Origin of the sequence: Salmonella sp. SAL00672, from assembly GCF_046552175.1 — a bacterium.
Lineage (GTDB): Bacteria > Pseudomonadota > Gammaproteobacteria > Enterobacterales > Enterobacteriaceae > Salmonella > Salmonella enterica.
Genome location: NZ_JBGDUQ010000001.1, coordinates 301,485 through 324,214, shown reverse-complemented (window position 1 = coordinate 324,214; position 22,730 = coordinate 301,485). Strand labels below are relative to the sequence as shown.

20 protein-coding genes and 2 pseudogenes are annotated in these 22,730 nt (G+C 53.2%); 19 read left to right on the top strand and 3 right to left on the bottom strand.

Annotated elements, in window-relative coordinates:
- The first annotated feature begins 318 nt into the window (after positions 1-318).
- The 4 genes from ompS2 (at position 319) to tus (ending at position 5,746) form a co-directional block, all read left to right on the top strand.
- Positions 319-1,470: a porin OmpS2 gene (gene ompS2 / locus ACLJTG_RS01715; protein WP_000824321.1), complete on the top strand. Its 1,152-nt coding sequence runs from the start codon at positions 319-321 to the stop codon at positions 1,468-1,470.
- A gap of 152 nt (positions 1,471-1,622) precedes the next feature.
- A complete protein-coding gene (locus ACLJTG_RS01710; RefSeq protein WP_079951576.1) occupies positions 1,623-3,329 on the top strand; it encodes an amidohydrolase in 1,707 nt (568 codons plus the stop codon).
- A 110-nt stretch (positions 3,330-3,439) separates the two neighbouring features.
- A complete protein-coding gene (gene rstB, locus ACLJTG_RS01705) occupies positions 3,440-4,741 on the top strand; it encodes a two-component system sensor histidine kinase RstB (protein ID WP_079951577.1) in 1,302 nt (433 codons plus the stop codon).
- A gap of 75 nt (positions 4,742-4,816) precedes the next feature.
- Positions 4,817-5,746, top strand: coding sequence for a DNA replication terminus site-binding protein (gene tus, locus ACLJTG_RS01700; protein ID WP_000092493.1), 930 nt, complete (start codon positions 4,817-4,819; stop codon positions 5,744-5,746).
- Here the strand turns inward: tus and fumC are convergent.
- Positions 5,743-7,146, bottom strand: coding sequence for a class II fumarate hydratase (gene fumC, locus ACLJTG_RS01695; protein WP_000259121.1), 1,404 nt, complete (start codon positions 7,144-7,146; stop codon positions 5,743-5,745). The genes tus and fumC overlap by 4 nt on opposite strands.
- Before the next feature lie 167 nt (positions 7,147-7,313).
- Positions 7,314-8,960, bottom strand: coding sequence for a class I fumarate hydratase (gene fumB / locus ACLJTG_RS01690; protein WP_000066603.1), 1,647 nt, complete (start codon positions 8,958-8,960; stop codon positions 7,314-7,316).
- A gap of 199 nt (positions 8,961-9,159) precedes the next feature.
- On the opposite strand from fumB, the gene manA reads away from it, so the two are divergent.
- From manA to add, 5 genes and pseudogenes are all read left to right on the top strand, one after another.
- Complete coding sequence (gene manA, locus ACLJTG_RS01685) at positions 9,160-10,335, top strand: mannose-6-phosphate isomerase (RefSeq protein ID WP_001170618.1); 1,176 nt, start codon at positions 9,160-9,162, stop codon at positions 10,333-10,335.
- Positions 10,336-10,437: 102 nt separating this feature from the next.
- A complete protein-coding gene (locus tag ACLJTG_RS01680; protein ID WP_000753334.1) occupies positions 10,438-11,946 on the top strand; it encodes a YdgA family protein in 1,509 nt (502 codons plus the stop codon).
- 118 nt (positions 11,947-12,064) lie between these two features.
- Positions 12,065-12,283, top strand: a pseudogene (locus ACLJTG_RS01675) (PTS transporter subunit EIIB); the annotation flags it as partial.
- A gap of 9 nt (positions 12,284-12,292) precedes the next feature.
- A pseudogene (locus ACLJTG_RS01670) lies at positions 12,293-12,424 on the top strand (transcriptional regulator); the annotation flags it as partial.
- 225 nt (positions 12,425-12,649) lie between these two features.
- A complete protein-coding gene (gene add, locus ACLJTG_RS01665) occupies positions 12,650-13,651 on the top strand; it encodes an adenosine deaminase (protein WP_000565577.1) in 1,002 nt (333 codons plus the stop codon).
- 73 nt (positions 13,652-13,724) lie between these two features.
- Here the strand turns inward: add and ACLJTG_RS01660 are convergent, their stop codons facing one another.
- Positions 13,725-14,765, bottom strand: a complete 1,041-nt coding sequence (locus tag ACLJTG_RS01660; RefSeq protein WP_198898121.1) for an oxidoreductase — start codon at positions 14,763-14,765, stop codon at positions 13,725-13,727.
- Between the two features lie 207 nt (positions 14,766-14,972).
- Between ACLJTG_RS01660 and blr the strand changes: the two genes are divergently transcribed.
- From blr to nth, 10 genes are all read left to right on the top strand, one after another.
- Entirely contained in the window at positions 14,973-15,098 is a 126-nt protein-coding gene (gene blr / locus ACLJTG_RS01655; protein ID WP_001708800.1) for a division septum protein Blr, read from the top strand.
- A 297-nt stretch (positions 15,099-15,395) separates the two neighbouring features.
- Positions 15,396-15,611 (top strand): transcription modulator YdgT, encoded by a 216-nt coding sequence (gene ydgT / locus ACLJTG_RS01650; protein ID WP_000217946.1) that lies wholly within the window; start codon positions 15,396-15,398, stop codon positions 15,609-15,611.
- Positions 15,612-15,699: 88 nt separating this feature from the next.
- Positions 15,700-16,140: a DUF2569 domain-containing protein gene (locus tag ACLJTG_RS01645; protein ID WP_000214061.1), complete on the top strand. Its 441-nt coding sequence runs from the start codon at positions 15,700-15,702 to the stop codon at positions 16,138-16,140.
- Between the two features lie 76 nt (positions 16,141-16,216).
- Positions 16,217-16,798, top strand: a complete 582-nt coding sequence (rsxA, locus tag ACLJTG_RS01640; RefSeq protein ID WP_000133179.1) for an electron transport complex subunit RsxA — start codon at positions 16,217-16,219, stop codon at positions 16,796-16,798.
- Positions 16,798-17,376, top strand: a complete 579-nt coding sequence (rsxB, locus tag ACLJTG_RS01635) for an electron transport complex subunit RsxB (protein WP_021000306.1) — start codon at positions 16,798-16,800, stop codon at positions 17,374-17,376. The genes rsxA and rsxB overlap by 1 nt, the downstream gene beginning before the upstream one ends.
- The gene (gene rsxC, locus ACLJTG_RS01630; protein WP_369557134.1) at positions 17,369-19,483 is read left to right on the top strand and encodes an electron transport complex subunit RsxC; all 2,115 of its coding nucleotides are present in this window, start codon (positions 17,369-17,371) and stop codon (positions 19,481-19,483) included. Before rsxB ends, rsxC begins: the two co-directional genes overlap by 8 nt.
- Positions 19,484-20,542, top strand: coding sequence for an electron transport complex subunit RsxD (gene rsxD / locus ACLJTG_RS01625; protein WP_000231888.1), 1,059 nt, complete (start codon positions 19,484-19,486; stop codon positions 20,540-20,542).
- Between the two features lie 3 nt (positions 20,543-20,545).
- Positions 20,546-21,166 (top strand): electron transport complex subunit RsxG, encoded by a 621-nt coding sequence (gene rsxG, locus ACLJTG_RS01620; protein WP_000920822.1) that lies wholly within the window; start codon positions 20,546-20,548, stop codon positions 21,164-21,166.
- A gap of 2 nt (positions 21,167-21,168) precedes the next feature.
- Positions 21,169-21,861, top strand: coding sequence for an electron transport complex subunit E (locus ACLJTG_RS01615; protein WP_001289628.1), 693 nt, complete (start codon positions 21,169-21,171; stop codon positions 21,859-21,861).
- Complete coding sequence (nth, locus tag ACLJTG_RS01610) at positions 21,861-22,496, top strand: endonuclease III (protein WP_020438082.1); 636 nt, start codon at positions 21,861-21,863, stop codon at positions 22,494-22,496. The genes ACLJTG_RS01615 and nth overlap by 1 nt, the downstream gene beginning before the upstream one ends.
- Positions 22,497-22,730: the final 234 nt, after the last annotated feature.

Here is a 22,730-nt window from a genome sequence, read left to right as displayed (position 1 = left end):
TTTTTCGCTCAAGAAAATTAAATAAAAAAACTCGAAGCCAGTTCACAAAATTGATAACAGAATGTCTGCCCGCTGCTATATTGCCGTCTTTTTTCGCAAATTGTGAAATCAAACAAATCATAGTCATGAATATATAACAACAAACATATTCACCATAAATATATGCGTTTCCGATAGTAACTTTTGTATTAATTAATAACATATAAGAAAAGTTAGCATTTGCTGAAATAATATTATTCAGATTAGGATGCCTTTGATTCAACGAATCTGTAGAAGTTCAATCTTTTGCAAATAAGTTAAGTTTTTAAGGATAAAAAAATGAAAAGAAAAGTATTGGCACTTGTCATCCCGGCTCTGCTGGCTGCTGGCGCAGCACACGCCGCTGAAATTTATAACAAAGACGGCAACAAACTGGACCTTTACGGGAAAGTAGACGGCCTGCACTATTTCTCTGATGACTCTTCTAAAGATGGCGATCAGACCTATATGCGTGTCGGCTTTAAAGGCGAAACGCAGATTAACGACCAACTGACCGGTTACGGCCAGTGGGAATATAACGTTCAGGCTAACACTACCGAAGGCGAAGGCGCTAATTCCTGGACTCGTCTGGCATTCGCCGGCCTGAAATTCGGCGACTACGGCTCATTCGACTATGGTCGTAACTACGGCGTCCTGTACGACGTAGAAGGCTGGACCGATATGCTGCCTGAGTTCGGCGGCGACTCCTATACTTACGCTGACAACTACATGACCGGTCGTGCTAACGGCGTGGCCACCTACCGTAACACTGATTTCTTCGGTCTGGTAGACGGTCTGAACTTCGCGTTGCAATATCAGGGTAAAAATGAAAGCCAAAGCGCTGACGATGTAAATATCGGTACCAATAACCGTAATAATGGCGACGATATTCGTTACGATAACGGTGATGGCTTCGGTATTTCTACTACCTATGATATTGGCATGGGCTTCAGCGCAGGCGCTGCGTATACCACTTCCGATCGTACTAATGAGCAAGTCAATGCTGGCGGCACGATTGCTGGCGGCGACAAAGCGGATGCATGGACAGCTGGCTTGAAATATGATGCCAACAACATCTATTTAGCGACTATGTATTCTGAAACCCGTAATATGACGCCTTATGGTAAAACGGACAAGGGTTATGATGGCGGCGTAGCAAACAAAACGCAAAACTTCGAAGTTACAGCCCAATATCAATTTGATTTCGGTCTGCGCCCGGCGGTTTCTTTCCTGATGTCTAAAGGTAAAGATCTGACCTATAACAACGTTAATGGCGATGATAAAGACCTGGTTAAATATGCTGATGTAGGTGCTACCTACTATTTCAACAAAAACTTCTCCACCTATGTTGATTATAAAATCAACCTGCTGGATGACGACGACCCGTTCTATAAAGATGCCGGTATCAGCACTGATGATATCGTCGCGCTGGGTATGGTTTACCAGTTCTAATTATTCATTAATTCTTCTCAAGCCCGCCGTTTCGGCGGGCTTTTCTTTTTTTATCACCACCGTTCTAAAAACAGAACGCACTGTTCCCTGGGCACAGATTGAACAATTCTTGTTCGCTCTCTATGGTTTGCTTATCGCCCGACAAAAGGAACATGCTAATGATCAGTCTCGTCCCGTCTCTGCTTTCCAGCACCGCGCTTCTCTTTCTGCTCACGGCCACAGGCGCAGCCACCGCCGCCCGCCCGGCAGCGGATATTATTTTACATAACGGTAATATCATCACTCTGAATGATGCCCAGCCGCAGGCCAGCGCGCTGGCGATTTCCGGCTCGCGGATTGTGGCGATTGGCGATGATACGGCGACAAATGACTGGCGCGGCGACCATACCCGTACCATCGATTTACAGGGTAAAACCGTGATACCCGGCCTGACCGATACCCACATTCATGCCATTCGCGGCGGACAAACCTGGACATTCGAAACCTACTGGTACGACAGCCCTTCGCTTAAAGACGCGCTGGATAAATTACGCGCCGACGCTAACCGTCGTCCCCACGATCAATGGGTAGCCGTAGTGGGATCGTGGATACCGGCACAATTTGCAGAAAACCGGGCGCCGACGGTAGCCGAACTGAGCCACGCCCTTCCCGATCATCCGGCTTATATTCAGTATCTGTACGACTATGCGTTAGTGAATCAGCGCGGTATAGACGTACTTGGCCTTAACAACACCCCTCCTCCTGATTTAGCGGGAATCCGCGTAGAGCGCGACGCAAAAGGTAGCGCCACGGGGAAATTATTTGGTGACATCGCCGCGTTCAATCAGCTTTTTGCCAGCATAAGTCGTAACGCCGATCGCGAGGGTGGTCTGCGGCAATTTTTCGCTGATATGAACGCTCGCGGCGTGACCGGCATCATTGACCCCTCTGCCGGGCCTGCCGCCGCTTATGAGCCTTTATTTGCAATGCGAAACCAGGGGGATTTACCGCTGCGCGTGGGGTATCGCATTCCGGTACAGCCGGAAGCGAAAGGTCATGAAGCGCAGTGGTTCAGCAACCTGATGGCCTTTCGCCCGGCGCGTGCCGATGACGGGCAACTGGCTTTTCTGGGTCTGGGGGAAAGCCTGGTGGCCGGAATGAATGACGGCGTGCGGATGGCCCCAGGATTTTCTTCCTCAGAGCAGGACAAAACCGCGCTTCGCCAGGTCGCGACGTTTGCGGCAAAACGGGGAATACCGCTTGAGATCCACGCCTATACCGATGACAGCGCCGACGCGATATTGACGATTTTTGAGCAGGTAGCGCAGCAGTACGATCTGCGCCCTCTCCGCTGGTCTATTGCGCATCTGAATACCGGTTCGCCACAGACACTTGAGCGAATGCGTAAGCTGGGTCTGGCATACACTGTGCAAATGGGGCCTTACTTTGAGGGGCTTGCCATCCGTGACGCCAATCCACCCGGCGCGACGGACAATTCGCCGCCGGTTCGACTGGCGCTGGATAAAGGGCTTGTCGTAGCTGGCGGCACCGATTCGACGCGTATTGGCATTGCCGGTGTCTGGCACGCTATCGAATATCATATCACCGGTATAGCGTCAGGCGGTTCCGTGCGTAAACCCGCCAGCGAGCGGCTCACGCGTCTGGAAGCGCTAGCGTTATATACACGTCATGCCGCCTGGCTCGCCTTTGCCGAACAACACCGGGGCCAGCTTAGCGTCGGAAAACAGGCCGATCTGGCGGTACTCAATCAGCCATTTATGACGATGCCGGAAGACAGAATTGATACCATTCGCGCTATTTTGACGCTTGTCGATGGACGCATTGTTCACGAAAGTCCGGAACTTAACGCCGGACAATGAGGTTGTCAGTTGACGCAAAGCCTGCTTTTATAACCCACCAGCGGCGCTGACGGGAAATCTTTTCCGTCAGCGCGCGATAGAGCTAATGTATTGAGATCCGGTGGGCGTTGATGAAAAAGCTGTTTGTGCAGTTTTACCTTTTGCTGTTCGTCTGTTTTCTGGTCATGACCTTATTGGTCGGACTGGTGTACAAATTCACCGCCGAACGCGCGGGCAGGCAATCGCTCGACGATCTGATGAAAAGTTCGCTCTATCTGATGCGCAGCGAACTGCGGGAAATTCCGCCGCGTGAATGGGGGAAAACGTTAAAAGAGATGGACCTGAACCTCTCTTTCGATTTACGCGTTGAACCGTTAAATCACTATAAGCTTGATGCCGCCACCACGCAGCGACTGCGTGAAGGCGATATTGTCGCGCTTGACGATCAATACACCTTTATTCAGCGTATCCCGCGCAGCCATTACGTCCTGGCGGTTGGCCCGGTTCCCTATCTCTATTTCCTGCATCAAATGCGACTGCTGGATATCGCCTTAATGGCGCTCATTGCCTTTTCTCTCGCCTTTCCTGTGTTTATCTGGATGCGTCCGCACTGGCAAGAAATGCTCAGGCTCGAATCCGCCGCGCAGCGCTTTGGCGAGGGTCATTTGACTGAACGCCTGCACTTCGATAATGGCTCCAGTTTCGAACGTCTGGGCGTCGCGTTCAACCAGATGGCGGATAACATTAATGCCCTGATCGCCAGTAAAAAACAGCTGATTGACGGTATCGCCCATGAGCTTCGCACGCCGCTGGTACGTTTACGCTATCGGCTTGAAATGAGTGAAAATCTGACACCGCCGGAATCACAGGCGCTCAATCGCGATATTGGTCAACTGGAAGCGCTGATTGAAGAACTGCTCACCTATGCGCGCCTTGACCGACCGCAAAATGAACTGATGTTGACCGAACCCGACCTCCCCGCCTGGTTGCTCGCGCATTTGCAGGATGTGCAGAGCGTGAACCCGGAACGTGCCGTAAACCTTCTCACATGTGTAATCGGCGATTATGGCGCGCTTGATATGCGGTTAATGTCGCGAGTGCTGGATAACCTGCTGAATAATGCGTTGCGCTACAGTCATACCACCGTTCAGGTCAGTCTGTTACTCGACGGCAGTCAGGCAACGCTGATAGTCGAAGATGATGGCCCCGGCATTGAAGCGGATGCGCGAGAGCGCGTATTTGAACCTTTTGTCAGACTCGACCCCAGTAGAGACCGGGCGACAGGCGGCTGCGGGCTTGGACTCGCCATCGTACACTCTATCGCCCTGGCGATGGGCGGTAGCGTCGTCTGTGACGAGAGCGAACTGGGCGGCGCAAAATTTAGCTTTCACTGGCCGGTCTGGCACGCGATGTCCAACGTGACCGCTGCCTGACGTATTTTGCACGCTGGTTGAGCGGCGGGAACTGTGCTATACAGATAGTATGTTGTAACTAAAGTGAGTGATACCATGTCCCGCTACGATCTCGTTGAACGCCTGAATGGCACTTTTCGCCAGATAGAACAACACCTGGCGGCGCTGACGGATAATCTACAGCAGCATTCGCTACTTATCGCCCGTGTCTTTTCACTGCCGCAGGTGACCAAAGAGGCGGAACATGCGCCGCTGGATACTATCGAGGTAACGCAACATCTGGGGAAAGAGGCCGAAACGCTGGCGCTACGTCACTATCGCCATTTGTTTATTCAACAGCAGTCCGAAAACCGCAGCAGTAAAGCCGCCGTCCGCCTGCCTGGCGTCTTATGCTATCAAGTGGATAATGCGATACAGTTAGATCTGGAAAATCAGATACAGCGCATTAACCAGTTGAAAACCACCTTCGAGCAGATGGTTACGGTAGAGTCCGGTCTTCCCTCAGCGGCACGTTTTGAGTGGGTGCATCGGCATCTACCCGGCTTAATTACGCTGAACGCTTACCGCACGCTGACGCTTATCAATAACCCCGCCACCATACGTTTCGGCTGGGCAAATAAACATATTATTAAAAATTTAAGCCGGGATGAGGTTCTGAGCCAGTTGAAAAAAAGCCTCGCGTCGCCGCGCAGCGTCCCGCCGTGGACGCGCGAACAATGGCAATTCAAGCTGGAACGGGAATATCAGGATATCGCTGCCTTACCGCAGCAGGCCCGACTCAAGATTAAGCGTCCGGTTAAAGTACAGCCGATCGCCCGCATCTGGTATAAAGGCCAGCAGAAACAGGTGCAACACGCCTGCCCCACGCCGATTATCGCATTAATCAACACGGACAACGGCGCTGGCGTGCCGGATATTGGTGGGCTGGAAAACTATGACGCCGATAATATTCAGCACCGTTTTAAACCACAGGCGCAGCCGCTGCGACTGATTATTCCGCGACTGCACCTGTATGTGGCGGATTAACGTCCCGGCGTCATACTGCCAACCATCAACTCCGGACGTACCCAGGCGTCGAACTCCTCGTCGCTAAGGTATCCTAATGCCACGGCTGAGGCTTTTAGCGTCAGCCCTTCTTTATGCGCCTTCTTCGCAATCTCCGCCGCTTTATCGTAACCGATGTGCGTATTGAGCGCAGTGACCAGCATCAGCGACTCATTCAGCAACTGCGTAATACGCTCGCGGTTTGGCTCGATTCCTGACGCACAGTGTTTATTAAAACTCTCCATGCCATCGGCCAGCAGGCGCACCGTTTGCAGAAAATTATGAATAACCATCGGACGATAGACGTTGAGCTCAAAGTTGCCCGATGCGCCCCCCATATTAATGGCCACATCGTTACCCATCACCTGGCAACATAGCATCGTTACCGCTTCACACTGGGTCGGATTCACTTTACCAGGCATAATGGAACTGCCTGGCTCATTCTCCGGGATAGCAATCTCGCCAATGCCGCAGCGCGGGCCGGACGCCAGCCAGCGAACATCGTTGGCGATTTTCATCAGCGAGGCCGCCAGTCCTTTTAATGCGCCATGCGCCTGTACCAACGCGTCACAGGTCGCCAGCGCTTCGAATTTATTGGGGGCGGTAACAAACGGCGCCGCGGTAATCGTCGCCAGTTCCTCGGCCACGCGCCGGGCATATTCCGGATGGGTATTAAGCCCTGTCCCTACTGCGGTTCCGCCGAGCGCCAGTTCCGCGACGTGCGGTAAACTGTGCTCAATGTGTCTGAGGTTATGTTCCAGCATGGCTACCCAACCGGAAATCTCCTGGCCTAAGGTGAGCGGCGTCGCGTCCTGCAGGTGAGTACGGCCAATTTTGACAATATCGGCGAAAGCGTGGGATTTATCGCGAAGCGTATCCGTTAATGCGGATAATTGCGGGATAAGGTGTTCGCGTAACGCCAGTAACGCCGCCACGTGCATGGCGGTTGGGAACACATCGTTTGAGCTTTGACTCTTATTGACGTCATCATTGGGATGCACCTTGCGTTCCATACCGCGAACGCCGCCCAAAATTTCACTGGCGCGGTTCGCTAACACTTCATTCATATTCATGTTGCTTTGCGTACCGGACCCGGTCTGCCAAATCGCCAGCGGAAACTCATCAGCATGTTTTCCCGCCAGCACTTCATCAGCCGCCTGGATAATCGCGCTGGCTTTTTCCGCCGCCAACAACCCTAAGTCCTGGTTGACCTTCGCAGCGGCGCGCTTGGTCAACGCCAGAGCGTGAATGAGCGAGACGGGCATTTTCTCCGTGGAAATCCGAAAATGCTCCAGCGAACGTTGAGTCTGCGCCCCCCACAGTTTATCTGCCGGGACTTCAATCGCGCCCATTGAATCTTTCTCGCGGCGTACCGTTACCATTACCTGCTCCTTACTCAAGTTGATGAGATCATGTGTCGACATTGCTCACATGTTTGCGGTCTTATGAGTATTAACGATAACAACACAACGGTGTAGACCGGATAAGGCGCTTGCGCCGTTCTCCGGCAAAATAGCGAATCATGTTACCGCCCCGCAGGGCGGCGACATTACTTAACGCAGCGTGCGCACTGCGATGACTGAATCTGCTGGAAGAAATCGTTGCCTTTATCATCCACCAGAATAAAGGCCGGAAAATCCTCCACTTCAATTTTCCAGATAGCCTCCATACCCAGTTCAGGATATTCCACGCACTCCAGGCGCTTGATACTGCCCTGCGCCAGAACGGCTGCCGGGCCGCCGATACTGCCCAGGTAGAAGCCGCCATGTTTCTTACAGGCATCGGTCACCTGCTGGCTGCGGTTGCCTTTCGCCAGCATGATCATACTGCCGCCCTGCGACTGGAGCTGATCAACATAAGAGTCCATTCGTCCTGCGGTAGTCGGCCCAAGCGACCCGGAGGCATACCCTTCCGGCGTTTTTGCCGGCCCCGCATAATAGATAGGATGATCTTTGATGTACTGCGGCAAACCTTCGCCGCTGTCCATCCGTTCTTTCAGTTTAGCGTGCGCGATGTCGCGGCCCACAATAATCGTGCCGTTCAGCGACAGGCGCGTTGATACCGGATACTGCGACAGTTGTTGCAGTATCTCGCTCATGGGACGGTTAAGATCAACGCGCACCGCCTCGCCCTCTCCCGCCTGGCGCAGCGCCTCTGGAATATATTTACCGGGATTGCGCTCCAGCTTCTCGATCCAGATCCCGTCCCGGTTGATCTTCGCTTTAATGTTTCGATCCGCGGAGCAGGACACGCCCATACCTACCGGACACGATGCCCCGTGGCGCGGCAATCGGATGACACGAATATCGTGAGCGAAATACTTGCCGCCGAACTGCGCGCCTAAGCCAAGATTTTGCGCCTCAAGCAACAATTCTTTTTCCAGCTCAATATCGCGGAAGGCCTGCCCGTGTTCATTGCCTTCGGTCGGTAGCGCATCATAGTATTTTGCCGAGGCCAGCTTAACGGTCTTCAGGTTCGCTTCCGCCGAGGTGCCGCCAATGACAAACGCAATGTGATACGGCGGACAGGCGGCGGTGCCCAGCGTACGCATCTTATCGACGAGATAATTTTTGAGCTTACCCGGCGTCAGAAGCGCTTTTGTCTCCTGATAGAGGTAGGTTTTATTCGCCGATCCGCCGCCTTTAGCGATACAGAGGAATTTATATTCATCGCCATCGACGCTGTAGAGATCGATCTGCGCCGGCAGGTTAGTACCGGTATTGACCTCTTTGTACATATCCAGCGCCGCGTTCTGTGAATAGCGCAGGTTATCTTCGATATAGGTATTATATACGCCGCGAGCCAGCGCCGCTTCATCACCTCCGCCAGTCCAGACGCGTTGGCCTTTTTTGCCGACAATAATGGCCGTACCGGTATCCTGGCAGGTGGGCAACACGCCCTTGGCCGCGATATCGGAGTTTCGCAGGAATTGCAGCGCGACATATTTGTCGTTTTCACTGGCCTGCGGATCGCGCAGAATATCCGCCACCTGCTGCTGATGCGCGGGACGTAACATAAAAGACGCATCGTGGAAGGCCTGACGCGCCAACAACGTTAGCGCTTCCGGCGCGACTTTCAGGATCTCTTGTCCTTCGAATTCGGCGACGGAAACATGTTCGCTGGTCAACAAGTAGTACTCGGTATCGTCCTTTTTGAGGGGAAAAGGGTCTTGATAAAAGAAGGGTTTGTTTGACATTGTGCTCTCACTTACCGCTCGGTATGGTTATTCTCTGGGCAGGTGTTCCATTGCCCGACTCAAAGCGAGTAACACTATCCTACACAATTTTTTAACAAAAACTGAGACAAGTACGACTTTTTACGCCCGGAGGTTACTTCATGCGGGTTTCTTGGTTTAATACCTCCCATTGATCTCCACATTGAAACAGGGCTTGATAATGCAAAAACTCATTAACTCAGTGCAAAACTATGCCTGGGGAAGTAAAACTGCGTTAACGGAACTTTATGGCATCGCCAATCCGCAGCAGCAGCCAATGGCTGAACTCTGGATGGGCGCGCATCCCAAAAGCAGCTCGCGAATCACCACCGCCAACGGCGAAACCGTCTCCCTGCGTGACGCCATCGAAAAGAATAAAACCGCCATGCTGGGCGAAGCGGTAGCCAACCGTTTCGGCGAACTGCCGTTTCTGTTTAAAGTACTGTGCGCCGCGCAGCCGCTCTCTATTCAGGTGCACCCGAATAAGCGCAATTCCGAAATCGGTTTCGCGAAAGAAAATGCGGCGGGTATCCCCATGGATGCCGCAGAGCGGAACTATAAAGATCCTAACCATAAACCAGAGCTGGTTTTTGCCCTGACGCCTTTCCTGGCGATGAACGCGTTCCGCGAATTTTCTGACATTGTCTCTTTACTGCAACCTATCGCCGGCGCGCATTCCGCTATCGCCCACTTTTTGCAGGCGCCGAATGCTGAACGTCTGAGCCAGCTTTTCGCCAGCCTGTTGAATATGCAAGGCGAAGAAAAATCCCGCGCGTTAGCCGTACTCAAAGCGGCGCTTAACAGCCAGCAAGGCGAACCGTGGCAAACGATCCGCGTGATTTCAGAGTATTATCCTGACGACAGCGGGCTTTTCTCTCCTTTGTTGCTGAATGTGGTCAAACTGAATCCCGGCGAGGCGATGTTCCTGTTTGCCGAAACGCCTCATGCTTATCTGCAGGGCGTTGCGCTGGAAGTCATGGCAAACTCCGATAACGTTCTGCGCGCTGGCCTTACGCCAAAATATATCGACATCCCTGAGCTGGTCGCGAACGTGAAGTTCGAACCTAAGCCTGCTGGCGAGTTACTGACTGCCCCGGTAAAAAGCGGCGCGGAGCTGGACTTCCCAATTCCGGTTGACGATTTTGCTTTTTCACTGCACGACCTGGCGCTTCAGGAGACGAGCATCGGCCAACACAGCGCCGCGATTCTGTTCTGCGTTGAGGGTGAGGCGGTGTTACGTAAAGATGAACAGCGTCTGGTACTGAAGCCGGGTGAATCTGCCTTTATCGGCGCGGATGAGTCTCCGGTTAACGCCAGCGGCACGGGCCGTTTAGCGCGTGTTTATAACAAGCTGTAGCAACGTACTGAATTTTTTAACAACTCTTGCTAAGCTTATAACAGACGTAAAACTCCTCCAGGCGGTTTAATCCGCCTGGTTTCATTTTTATGGACAATTGATATGAAAAAAACACTGGTAGCTGCAGGTGTAGTAATTGCACTTGGCATCGTCTGGACAGGCGGCGCTTGGTATACGGGGAAAAAGCTGGAGAACCATCTTGCAGAAATGGTGACTCAGGCCAATGAACAGCTCAAGCGTACTGCGCCGGAGGCCGGTGTCGAATTAAGTTATCAAAACTACCAGCGTGGCGTGTTCAGTAGCCATCTGCAACTGGTTGTCAAACCGGTTGCCGGCGCAGACACTACCTGGTTGAAGCCCGGGCAAAGCATTGTGCTGGACGAGTCCGTTTCACATGGCCCCTTCCCGCTCGCCCAGCTCAAAACGCTCAATCTGATCCCTTCTATGGCGTCGGTAAAAACCACCCTGGTGAATAACGATGCGGCAAAACCCCTCTTTGATATCGCGAAAGGCGACACGCCCTTTGTTATCAATACCCGCATTGGTTATGGCGGCGATACCCGCTCCGATATCTCTCTCAAGCCGTTAAACTACGAGAATGCCGGTGAAAAGGTCGCCTTTAGCGGCGGCGAGTTCCAGCTTAACGCCGATAAAGACGGTAATGTGGTTTCGCTGTCAGGCGAAGCGCAGAGCGGCCTGGTCGATGCCGTTAACGAATATAATCAGAAGGTCCAACTCACCTTTAATAATTTGAAAACAGACGGTACCAGTAAGCTGGCAAGCTTTGGCGAACGTGTGGGCGACCAAAAGTTAACGCTGGATAAACTGTCCATCGCCATTGAGGGTAAAGAGATGGCGGTGCTGGAAGGGATGGAAATTGCCGGCAAGTCCGATCTCGTCAACGACGGAAAAACCATTAACAGCCAGTTGGATTACTCGCTTAACAGCCTGAAAGTGCAGAATCAGGATTTGGGCAGCGGTAAATTAACGCTGAAAGTCGGTCAAATCGACGGCGAAGCCTGGCACCAGTTTAGTCAGCAATATCATGCGCAAACGCAGGCGCTGTTGAATCAGCCGGACGTGGCGCAGAATCCTGAGCTTTATCAGCAAAAAGTCACTGAAGCGTTCTTTAGCGCTCTCCCCGTGCTGTTAAAAGGCGATCCGGTACTGACCCTGGCGCCGCTTAGCTGGAAAAACGCCAAAGGGGAAACCACGCTGAATCTGTCGCTGTTCCTCAAAGATCCGGCAACCACAACGGCACAACCGCAAACGCTGGCGCAGGAAGTCGACCGCTCCGTGAAATCGCTGGATGCGAAACTGGCAATTCCGATGGACATGGCGGTCGAGTTTATGACGCAGATAGCAAAGCTGGAAGGCTATCAGCAGGATGATGCGGAAAAACTGGCAAAACAGCAGGTTCAGGGGCTGTCCGCAATGGGTCAGATGTTCCGACTGACAACGCTGAAGGATAATACTATCGCCTCCAGTTTGCAGTACGCCAATGGCCAGATCACGCTCAACGGACAAAAAATGCCGTTGGAAGACTTTGTCGGCCTGTTTGGGATGCCGGCGCTTTCCGTTCCGGACGTTCCGGCGCTGCCTCAACAATAATCGCCTTGCCGGGTGTCGCGACGCTGCACCCGGTCTGCGCCGAACGACGCGCAGCCTCTACTTTTGCGTTACCAGGCGAGCGGCTATCGTTTGACTCCGCACATGGTGCTCGTCGTGAGCATTAGGCGGCACGGAAAACATCGTGAGTCTGGACAACTGCATCCCCCTACGCCTGTCAGTGAAAGATATGTCGTTTGTCGATGTCCAGGCATTGAAGGACAATCACGCGACAGGCATCGTACAGCTCAATCAGCATAATTTGCAGGTAATTATCGGCCCGCAGGTTCAGTCGGTAAAAGATGAAATGGTTGGCCTGATGAATACCGTTCAGGCATAAGGAAGGGATATGTTCGATTTTTCACAGGAAGTTGACCGACGCGGGACATGGTGTACGTAGTGGGATTATGTCGCCGATCGTTTTGGCGAAGCCGATCTGCTCCCCTTTACGATCTCGGATATGGATTTTGCCACCGCACCGTTCGCTGATACCGTCTACAAGCGGGGGGTTGACCCTTTATCCTGAGAGGCGATAACAGAGACAACCCCCGTGAGCTGACCGGGGGCGCGTTACAGAGAATGATACAAAATTTCTCCCGCGCTCTCGCGAAGTTGCAACGTAATGACTCCGTTTTTGCAAAATTTCCAGAGCATTATCAATCTGTAGTATAATGGTGCGCACTTTTATTAAAAATTGAGTGCGCCCATGATTGATATTACGCTTCCTTTGACTGACATCCACCGCCACCTTGATGGCAACATTCGCGCCCAAACAATTCTGGATCTTGGTCGGCAGTTCAACATCGCCCTTCCCTCCCAAACGCTGGAAACGCTGATTCCGCATGTCCAGGTCACCTCAACCGAACCCGATTTAGTGAGCTTTCTCACTAAGCTCGATTGGGGGGTAAAAGTCCTGGCATCGCTTGACGCCTGCCGCCGTGTAGCCTTTGAAAATATTGAAGATGCCGCACGTAACGGCCTGCATTACGTCGAGCTTCGCTTTTCGCCCGGCTATATGGCGATGGCGCATCAGTTACCGATCGCAGGCGTGGTTGAAGCCGTTATCGACGGCGTACGCGACGGCTGTAACACGTTTGGCGTCGAGGCGCGACTCATTGGCATTATGAGCCGTACCTTCGGCGAGGCGGCATGTTTACAGGAGCTTGATGCGCTGCTGGCGCACAGAGAGAAAATCACCGCGCTGGATTTAGCCGGTGATGAGCTGGGCTTTCCCGGCAGTCTGTTTTTGTCGCACTTTAATCGGGCGCGCGATGCGGGCTGGCATATTACCGTTCACGCAGGCGAAGCCGCAGGGCCAGAAAGTATCTGGCAGGCGATTCGCGAACTGGGGGCCGAACGTATCGGACATGGCGTAAAAGCTGTCGAAGATCGCGCGTTAATGGATTTTCTTGCACAGCAGCGTATCGGTATTGAATCCTGTCTGACCTCGAATATTCAGACCAGTACCGTCGCATCGCTGGCAGATCATCCGCTCAAAACCTTCCTTGAGCATGGCGTTCTCGCCAGTCTTAATACGGACGATCCGGCTGTTCAGGGCGTAGATATTATCCATGAATATCATGTCGCCGCGCCAGCGGCAGGATTGAGCCGCGAACAGATTCGCCAGGCGCAGATTAACGGTCTGGAAATCGCCTTTCTGAGCGATAGCGAAAAACGTGCGCTGCGCGAAAAAGTGGCCGCGGCGTAAGATTGCTTTATTGACACTAACGCTCTTCTCCGCCTGCGGTTTAATGCTATCCCAGGCGGAGAAATGCGACATCTCAGGCAAGACACAGCGTCGCGCGATGTTTTGCCGATTCCATGCCCAGTTCAATCAACTCCATAATTTGAATCGCCTGACTTGCCGGCACGGGATTTTCACCGTTACCGTTTAACGCATCGCGGATAGCGGCATAATATGCCGGATAGTTACCCGGCAACGTAAGCCAGTTCTCTTCTTTGCGCGTCTCTCCCTCAACCAGGGTCAATACGCCGTCACGCATGTCGTATCCCCAGTCTTCCTGCGGTAAACGCTCGCCGTTTTTTAACCGTTCTTCCTGGGGATCGAGGCCATATTTAACATAGCTACCGCGCGAACCATGAACGATGTATCGCGCGGATTCCGCCGCGGCCAGCATCGTACCGTGCAAAATCACGCGGCGCTGGGGGTAGGATAAAATCGCGTGGAAATAATCTGTAGATTGCGCGCCCGGACGCAGTTGCGCTAAATCCACCGTCATGCTGACCGGCAGGCCAAAAAGTTGAATGGCCTGATCCAACAAGTGCGGCGCCAGATCGTACCAGATACCACTTCCCGACCCGCCTTGCTCGCGCCAGCGGTCGCGCACCTGGGGACGGAAGCGATCAAAGTGGGATTCAAACAAGGACACCTCGCCGAGCACGCCATCCGCCAGCAAGGCCTTCAGCGTCAAAAAATCGCTGTCCCAGCGTCGGTTGTGGAAGACGGAAAGTACCCGACCAGTGCTCCGCGCAAGCGCATCCAATTCTCGCGCCTGTGACAGTGTCACGGTAAAGGGTTTATCAACCACCACATGCTTACCGGCTTCCAGCGCAGCTTTCGCCAGCGGGAAATGAGTATCGTTGGGCGTCGGGATCACGATCAGGTCGATATGCGGATCGTTAAATAAATGTCGGGGCTCAGAGACCACGGAAACCGCCGGCCAATCTGCTTTCACTTTTGTTTCATCGCTGCTGGATACCGCCGCAAGCTCTAGCCCTGGCGTTCCCATAATTAAGGGCGCATGAAAGGTTTTACTGGCGTAGCCATAACCGATTAACCCAACGCGGATTTTATCATTCATCTCACTGCCTCCGGTTTTAGATATCGCTATTCCACACCATCGTGCGATTAGCCGCAATAGCGTCCTGACCATCAACGTAGCATCAAATGATTAACTTGTTACAGAACAGAGGCTGAAAACGTTTCCCTCCCTCTTGCCGACCGTTCGCCAGGAAAGTAACATTTACCCCCTGTGTTTATGGATAAATCAAAGCAAATGTCGTCAATAATGAATCGTCTTATTGAATTAACTGGGTGGATAGTTCTCGTTATCTCAGTCATTCTTTTAGGTATTGCCAACCATATTGACAATTACCAACCACCAGAGCCCACGGCTTCCGTCCAGAAGAAGTAAGCGTCAGATAATGTAAAGGCATTTTCGCGTGGTACGGTAAGCGGCGCCCCGGGGGGTGCAAAGAAAAGTCAAAAACCGGCAAAAAAAACGAAATATGTCCTATCTGGTCTGACGTTTATTGCCTGTTGTAGGAAAGCGCGTTAACCTTTCGCCCCAGGCGCCATGTGGCGCCTGACTCTTTACCGGTAAGAATATTCCCTTTTTACCTGCACCCCTGACCTCTCACTGGTGCGGTTTTGTTTATTTTTTATCAGTGACTACTCCGTTGGCATTATATTTAATATGGATCAACTTTATATGACTGTTCAGGATTATCTATTAAAATTCCGCAAAATTAGTTCGCTCGAAAGTCTGGAAAAACTGTTCGACCACCTTAACTATACCCTTACTGATGACATGGACATTGTTAATATGTATCGCGCTGCAGATCACCGCCGTGCCGAACTGGTTTCCGGAGGACGCCTGTTTGATGTAGGTCAGGTTCCGCAATCCGTCTGGCGCTATGTGCAATAAAGAAAGTAGCGTTTAACATCAAAAACCTTATAATATTTGCCCCAAAATGAGCGGCATGACCGTTAATGCGCGTAACCCCGGAGAAGATATGACTACAACACCGCCACAACGAATTGGAGGCTGGCTTCTTGGCCCGTTAGCCTGGCTGTTAGTCGCGTTGTTGAGCGCCTCGCTGGCGTTATTACTCTACGTTATGGCGCTTGCCACACCGCAAACGTTCAAGACGCTTAGCGGACAGGAAACCGGTAATTTACTGCTATGGGGCATTTCATTTATTACCGCTATCGCCATGTGGTACTATACCCTGTGGTTGACGATCGCATTCTTCAAGCGCAGACGCTGCGTGCCGAAGCATTACATTATCTGGCTGCTGGTGTCGGTGTTACTGGCGGTTAAAGCATTTGCCTTTTCGCCCGTCTCAGATGCCTTTGCCGTGCGTCAGTTACTCTTCCCACTGTTGGCAACGGCGCTCATTGTGCCTTATCTCAAACGTTCAGCGCGCGTTAAAACAACGTTTGTTAATCCGTAATAACCCTACAGTTAACCTGTTGTCGCCTGTGGTAGTTTGACAGATAATAGGCGGCTTTTTTATTTCAGGCCGAAACATGACTGATTACCTGCTGCTCTTTGTCGGAACTGTACTGGTCAATAACTTTGTACTGGTCAAATTCCTGGGCCTTTGTCCCTTTATGGGCGTATCCAAAAAACTGGAAACCGCCATGGGGATGGGCCTCGCGACGACCTTTGTCATGACGCTGGCGTCGATATGCGCCTGGCTTATCGACACCTGGATACTTATTCCGCTGGATCTGATTTATCTGCGGACGCTAGCCTTTATCCTCGTCATTGCTGTGGTCGTGCAATTTACCGAAATGGTTGTGCGGAAAACCAGCCCGGCGTTATACCGCTTGTTAGGCATCTTCTTACCACTGATTACCACTAACTGTGCGGTTCTGGGCGTAGCGTTACTGAATATTAATCTCGGTCATCACTTTCTTCAGTCGGCGCTGTACGGATTTTCCGCCGCCGTCGGTTTTTCATTAGTGATGGTTCTGTTCGCCGCCATCCGCGAACGCCTTGCCGTGGCGGATGTGCCCGCCCCTTTTCGTGGTAACGCGATAGCATTGATTACCGCAGGATTAATGTCTTTGGCCTTTATGGGCTTTAGTGGTTTGGTGAAGTTGTAATGAATACTATCTGGATTGCCGTTGGCGCCCTGACCCTTCTGGGTCTGGTGTTCGGCGCCATTCTGGGTTATGCCTCCCGCCGATTCGCGGTTGAAGATGATCCGGTTGTTGAAAAAATCGATGCGATTTTGCCGCAGAGTCAGTGTGGTCAGTGCGGCTATCCCGGCTGTCGCCCCTACGCCGAAGCCGTGGGTCTCCAGGGCGAGAAAATCAATCGTTGCGCGCCCGGCGGCGAAGCCGTCATGCTGAAAATGGCAGAGTTGCTAAACGTAGAGCCGCAACCATGCGATGGTGAAGAACAGCAGGCTGCGCCAGTACGTATGCTGGCAATTATTGATGAAAATAACTGCATTGGCTGCACAAAATGCATTCAGGCCTGCCCGGTTGACGCCATCATTGGCGCAACGCGCGCCATGCACACGGTCATGAGCGATCTCTGTACTGGCTGTAATCTGTGCGTCGATCCGTGTCCGACGCACTGCATCGAATTACGTCCGGTGAATGAGACGCCCGACAGTTGGAAATGGGATTTGAACACCATTCCCGTTCGCATCATTCCCGTGGAACAACATGCTTAAACTATTTTCCGCTTTCAGAAAAGATAAAATCTGGGATTTCGACGGTGGTATTCATCCGCCCGAAATGAAGACCCAGTCAAACGGCACGCCGCTGCGCCAGGTGCCTTTAGCGCCGCGCTTCGTTATCCCCTTAAAACAGCACATTGGCGCTGAGGGAGAGCTGTGCGTTAGCGTCGGCGATCGCGTGCTGCGCGGCCAGGCGCTGACCCGTGGACGTGGGAGAATGCTGCCGGTACACGCGCCCACCTCCGGGACGGTTATCGCTATTGCGCCCCACTCGACGGCGCATCCTTCGGCGCTGGCGGAGTTAAGCGTCATCATTGATGCCGACGGCGAGGACCGCTGGATTGAACGCGAGGGCTGGTCTGATTACCGCGCCCACAGCCGTGAAGCGCTCATTGAACGCATTCATCAGTATGGCGTTGCCGGGCTTGGCGGCGCAGGGTTTCCCACCGGCGTTAAATTGCAGGGCGGCGGCGATAAAATCACCACGCTTATTATCAATGCCGCAGAGTGCGAACCTTACATTACGGCGGACGATCGTTTGATGCAGGACTGCGCTGCGCAGATTGTGGAAGGTATTCGCATCCTGGCGCATATTCTGCAACCGCGTGAGGTATTAATCGGCATTGAAGATAACAAACCGCAGGCTATTTCCATGCTGCGCGCCGTACTGGCTGACGCCCACGATATTTCGTTACGTGTGATCCCAACCAAATACCCTTCCGGCGGCGCAAAACAGCTCACCCAAATACTGACGGGAAAACAGGTTCCCCACGGCGGGCGCTCCTCTGATATTGGCGTGCTGATGCAAAACGTCGGTACGGCTTATGCCGTGAAACGCGCCGTGGTTGACGGCGAACCGATCACAGAACGCGTCGTTACCTTAACGGGTGAAGCGGTAAGCCGCCCGGGTAACGTCTGGGCGCGGCTCGGCACTCCCGTTCGTCATTTGCTTAACGATGCCGGGTTCTGCCCTTCTGCTGACCAGATGGTCATCATGGGCGGCCCGTTGATGGGATTCACCCTTCCCTGGCTTGACGTACCGGTCGTAAAAATCACCAACTGCCTGCTGGCGCCATCCGTGACTGAAATGGGAACGCCTCAGGAAGAGAAAAGCTGTATTCGTTGCAGCGCTTGCGCTGACGCCTGCCCTGCCGACCTTTTACCGCAGCAGCTTTATTGGTTCAGCAAAGGGCAGCAGCATGACAAGGCTACCGCTCACCATATTGCTGATTGTATAGAATGCGGCGCCTGCGCCTGGGTCTGCCCGAGTAATATTCCGCTCGTCCAATATTTCCGTCAGGAAAAAGCGGAGATTAATGCGATCAGGCTTGAAGAAAAACGCGCCGCCGAAGCCAAAGCGCGTTTTGAGGCTCGTCAGGCAAGACTGGAGCGCGAAAAAGCCGCCCGCCTTGCACGTCATAAGAGTGCAGCGGTACAACCAGCGGCAAAAGATCAGGATGCCATTGCCGCTGCGCTGGCGCGGGTAAAAGAGAAACAGGCGCAGGCCACGCAACCGGTGGTTATTCAGGCGGGTAGTCTGCCAGACAATAGCGCCGTCATCGCGGCCCGTGAAGCGCGTAAAGCGCAAGCGCGCGCTAAACAAGCCGGTCATCCGGTGGCTGACAGCGCGATATCCGGCGACGATCCACGTAAAGCCGCAGTGGAGGCGGCTATCGCTCGCGCCAAAGCCCGCAAACAGGAGCAGCAGACCGGAAGCGAACCTGCCGAAGCGGTCGACCCGCGCAAAGCCGCGGTGGAGGCGGCCATCGCCCGCGCCAAAGCCCGCAAGCAGGAGCAGCAGGCCGGAAGCGAACCTGCCGAAGCGGTCGACCCGCGCAAAGCCGCGGTGGAAGCGGCTATCGCCCGCGCCAAAGCCCGTAAGCAGGAGCAGCAGGCCGGAAGCGAACCTGCCGAACCGGTCGATCCGCGTAAAGCCGCGGTGGAAGCGGCCATCGCCCGCGCCAAAGCTCGTAAACAGGAGCAGCAGGCCGGAAGCGAACCTGCCGAACCGGCCGACCCGCGTAAAGCCGCGGTTGCTGCGGCTATCGCCCGCGTTCAGGCAAAAAAAGCAGCACAGCAGCAGGTTGTTAACGAGGATTAAATGGTATTCAGAATCGCAAGCTCGCCTTATACCCATAACCAGCGCCAGACATCGCGAATCATGTTGCTGGTATTAATCGCCGCTCTGCCGGGGATTGCCGCGCAGACGTGGTTTTTTGGTTGGGGAACGCTTTTCCAGATCGTTCTGGCAGCCATCACAGCGCTCGTCGCGGAAGCCATTGTCCTTAGACTGCGCAAACAATCGGTCGCCAGTCACCTGCAGGATTATTCCGCGTTATTGACGGGGCTTTTGCTGGCGGTCAGCATCCCTCCGCTTGCGCCCTGGTGGATGGTCGTGCTGGGAACCGGATTCGCCATTATTATCGCTAAACAGTTATATGGCGGGCTGGGACAAAACCCCTTTAATCCGGCCATGATCGGCTACGTGGTGCTATTAATTTCCTTTCCGGTGCAAATGACAAGCTGGTTGCCGCCTTATGAAATAGCCGCAACAACGCCCGATATGCTGGACACGTTGCGGATGATTTTTAGCGGGCATACCGCCAGCGGCGGCGATATGACGCTGCTACGTATCGGTATTGACGGTATCAGCCAGGCGACGCCGCTGGATACGTTTAAAACTTCCTTGCGCGCCGGGCACTCCGTTGAGCAAATCATGCAGTACCCGATATACAGCGGCGCGCTGGCCGGCGTGGGCTGGCAGTGGGTTAACCTCGCCTGGCTTGTCGGCGGCGTATTCCTGCTGTGGCAAAAAGCTATCCGCTGGCATATCCCGGTCAGTTTTCTGCTCACGCTGGCGCTATGCGCAGCGTTAGGTTGGCTTTTCTCGCCCGCTACGCTGGCCTCGCCGCAGCTTCATCTGCTGTCAGGCGCCACCATGCTGGGCGCATTTTTTATCTTAACGGATCCGGTTACCGCCTCCACGACCAACCGTGGACGTTTAATTTTCGGCGCGCTGGCTGGGGTATTAGTGTGGCTGATTCGTAGCTTCGGCGGCTATCCGGACGGCGTTGCTTTTGCTGTCCTGTTGGCGAATATCACGGTTCCTCTGATCGACTACTACACGCGCCCCCGCGTCTATGGACATCGCAAAGGATAAACCATGCTGAAAACGATTCGTAAACACGGTATTACGCTGGCGCTTTTTGCCGCAGGCTCTACGGGATTGACCGCGGTGATTAATCAGATGACAAAATCAACCATCCACGAACAAGCGCTGCAACAACAACATGCCCTGTTCGATCAGGTATTGCCGCCAGATCGTTACAATAATAATCTGCAAGAGAGCTGTTATCTGGTCGATGCGCCCGCCCTCGGCAAAGGCACACACCGTGTTTTTATCGCTCGCAAGGATGATAAACCCGTAGCGGCCATCATTGAGGCCACCGCCCCAGATGGCTATTCCGGCGCTATCCAGCTTATTGTTGGCGCAGATTTCAACGGTACCGTCCTGGGGACGCGTGTGACGGAACATCATGAGACGCCAGGGTTAGGTGATAAAATTGAGCGCCGTTTGTCTGACTGGATTACCCACTTTAGCGGTAAAACCATCAGCGGTGAAAATGATACGCACTGGGCGGTGAAAAAGGATGGCGGTGATTTTGATCAATTTACCGGGGCGACAATAACGCCGCGCGCCGTGGTGAATGCGGTTAAACGCGCCGGGCTGTACGCCGAATCACTGCCCGCTCAGCTCCCCCATTTAACCGCCTGTGGAGAATAACCATGAGCGAAATAAAAGACATTGTTGTTCAGGGGTTATGGAAAAATAACTCTGCTCTGGTGCAGCTACTTGGCCTGTGCCCTTTACTGGCGGTGACGTCTACGGCAACCAACGCTCTGGGGCTGGGTCTGGCCACAACGCTGGTATTAACGCTGACCAACCTTACGGTGTCCGCACTACGTCGCTGGACGCCGGCAGAAATCCGTATCCCGATTTACGTCATGATCATTGCCTCGGTGGTAAGCGCAGTACAGATGCTGATCAATGCGTATGCGTTCGGTTTGTATCAGTCTTTAGGGATTTTTATTCCTCTGATTGTAACGAACTGCATTGTTGTTGGTCGCGCCGAAGCGTTTGCCGCGAAAAAAGGACCGTGGCTTTCCGCGTTGGACGGTTTTTCCATCGGCATGGGCGCGACAGGCGCGATGTTCGTGCTGGGTTCGCTGCGCGAGATCCTCGGGAATGGTACGCTTTTCGATGGCGCGGATAGCCTGCTGGGAGGCTGGGCAAAAGTATTACGGGTCGAGATATTTCACACCGACTCGCCTTTCCTGCTGGCGATGCTGCCGCCAGGCGCGTTTATCGGCCTGGGGCTCATGCTGGCGGTAAAATATCTTATTGATGAAAAAATGAAGAAACGCCGCGCCGAAACCGCGCCTTCCGCTGTTCCGGCAGGTGAAACAGGGAAAGTCTGATGAACAAAGCAAAAAGGCTGGAAATTCTGACGCGCCTGCGCGACAACAATCCGCACCCCACAACGGAACTCAATTTCACGTCGCCGTTTGAGTTGCTGATTGCCGTGTTGCTTTCCGCGCAGGCAACCGACGTCAGCGTGAACAAGGCTACCGCCAAACTTTACCCGGTCGCCAATACACCAGCCGCGATGCTGGAACTGGGCGTAGAAGGCGTGAAATCCTATATCAAAACCATCGGCTTATTTAACAGTAAAGCGGAAAACGTGGTTAAGACCTGCCGTATTTTACTGGACAAGCATAATGGCGAAGTGCCGGAGGATCGGGCGGCGCTGGAAGCGCTTCCCGGCGTGGGGCGTAAAACCGCTAACGTGGTGCTAAATACCGCCTTCGGCTGGCCGACCATCGCCGTTGATACGCATATATTTCGTGTATGCAACCGAACACAGTTCGCGCCGGGTAAAAATGTCGAGCAGGTAGAAGAGAAGTTGCTGAAAGTGGTGCCGAATGAGTTCAAAGTGGACTGCCATCACTGGTTAATTTTGCATGGCCGCTATACCTGTATCGCCCGAAAACCCCGCTGCGGCTCCTGCCTCATTGAAGACCTTTGCGAATACAAAGAAAAAGTCGATATTTGATATGGTCGGAGTGCGTCCGTCACGCCAGCGCGCTCCCACCTTCGGCCTGGATCTATTTTAGCCATCAATCATTCCAGTCTCTGTCCTTTTTCTGATGTAATGTGCTTTCGTTTTCCCTCCACGTCAGGTTAATCATTTTTTTAATCGCAAAAATTTCTATCTATCCGTGATCAGGATCACTTTGATAACTTCATGTAAAATTTAATGACACCTAAGGTTACATTTACAACCGGA

Bases quoted from the DNA above. Each gene is read 5' to 3' on its own strand.
- ompS2 (WP_000824321.1), top strand. From the start codon at position 319: ATGAAAAGAAAAGTATTGGCACTTGTCATCCCGGCTCTGCTGGCTGCT.
- ACLJTG_RS01710 (WP_079951576.1), top strand. From the start codon at position 1,623: ATGCTAATGATCAGTCTCGTCCCGTCTCTGCTTTCCAGCACCGCGCTT.
- rstB (WP_079951577.1), top strand. From the start codon at position 3,440: ATGAAAAAGCTGTTTGTGCAGTTTTACCTTTTGCTGTTCGTCTGTTTT.
- tus (WP_000092493.1), top strand. From the start codon at position 4,817: ATGTCCCGCTACGATCTCGTTGAACGCCTGAATGGCACTTTTCGCCAG.
- fumC (WP_000259121.1), bottom strand. From the start codon at position 7,146: ATGGTAACGGTACGCCGCGAGAAAGATTCAATGGGCGCGATTGAAGTC.
- fumB (WP_000066603.1), bottom strand. From the start codon at position 8,960: ATGTCAAACAAACCCTTCTTTTATCAAGACCCTTTTCCCCTCAAAAAG.
- manA (WP_001170618.1), top strand. From the start codon at position 9,160: ATGCAAAAACTCATTAACTCAGTGCAAAACTATGCCTGGGGAAGTAAA.
- ACLJTG_RS01680 (WP_000753334.1), top strand. From the start codon at position 10,438: ATGAAAAAAACACTGGTAGCTGCAGGTGTAGTAATTGCACTTGGCATC.
- add (WP_000565577.1), top strand. From the start codon at position 12,650: ATGATTGATATTACGCTTCCTTTGACTGACATCCACCGCCACCTTGAT.
- ACLJTG_RS01660 (WP_198898121.1), bottom strand. From the start codon at position 14,765: ATGAATGATAAAATCCGCGTTGGGTTAATCGGTTATGGCTACGCCAGT.
- blr (WP_001708800.1), top strand. From the start codon at position 14,973: ATGAATCGTCTTATTGAATTAACTGGGTGGATAGTTCTCGTTATCTCA.
- ydgT (WP_000217946.1), top strand. From the start codon at position 15,396: ATGACTGTTCAGGATTATCTATTAAAATTCCGCAAAATTAGTTCGCTC.
- ACLJTG_RS01645 (WP_000214061.1), top strand. From the start codon at position 15,700: ATGACTACAACACCGCCACAACGAATTGGAGGCTGGCTTCTTGGCCCG.
- rsxA (WP_000133179.1), top strand. From the start codon at position 16,217: ATGACTGATTACCTGCTGCTCTTTGTCGGAACTGTACTGGTCAATAAC.
- rsxB (WP_021000306.1), top strand. From the start codon at position 16,798: ATGAATACTATCTGGATTGCCGTTGGCGCCCTGACCCTTCTGGGTCTG.
- rsxC (WP_369557134.1), top strand. From the start codon at position 17,369: ATGCTTAAACTATTTTCCGCTTTCAGAAAAGATAAAATCTGGGATTTC.
- rsxD (WP_000231888.1), top strand. From the start codon at position 19,484: ATGGTATTCAGAATCGCAAGCTCGCCTTATACCCATAACCAGCGCCAG.
- rsxG (WP_000920822.1), top strand. From the start codon at position 20,546: ATGCTGAAAACGATTCGTAAACACGGTATTACGCTGGCGCTTTTTGCC.
- ACLJTG_RS01615 (WP_001289628.1), top strand. From the start codon at position 21,169: ATGAGCGAAATAAAAGACATTGTTGTTCAGGGGTTATGGAAAAATAAC.
- nth (WP_020438082.1), top strand. From the start codon at position 21,861: ATGAACAAAGCAAAAAGGCTGGAAATTCTGACGCGCCTGCGCGACAAC.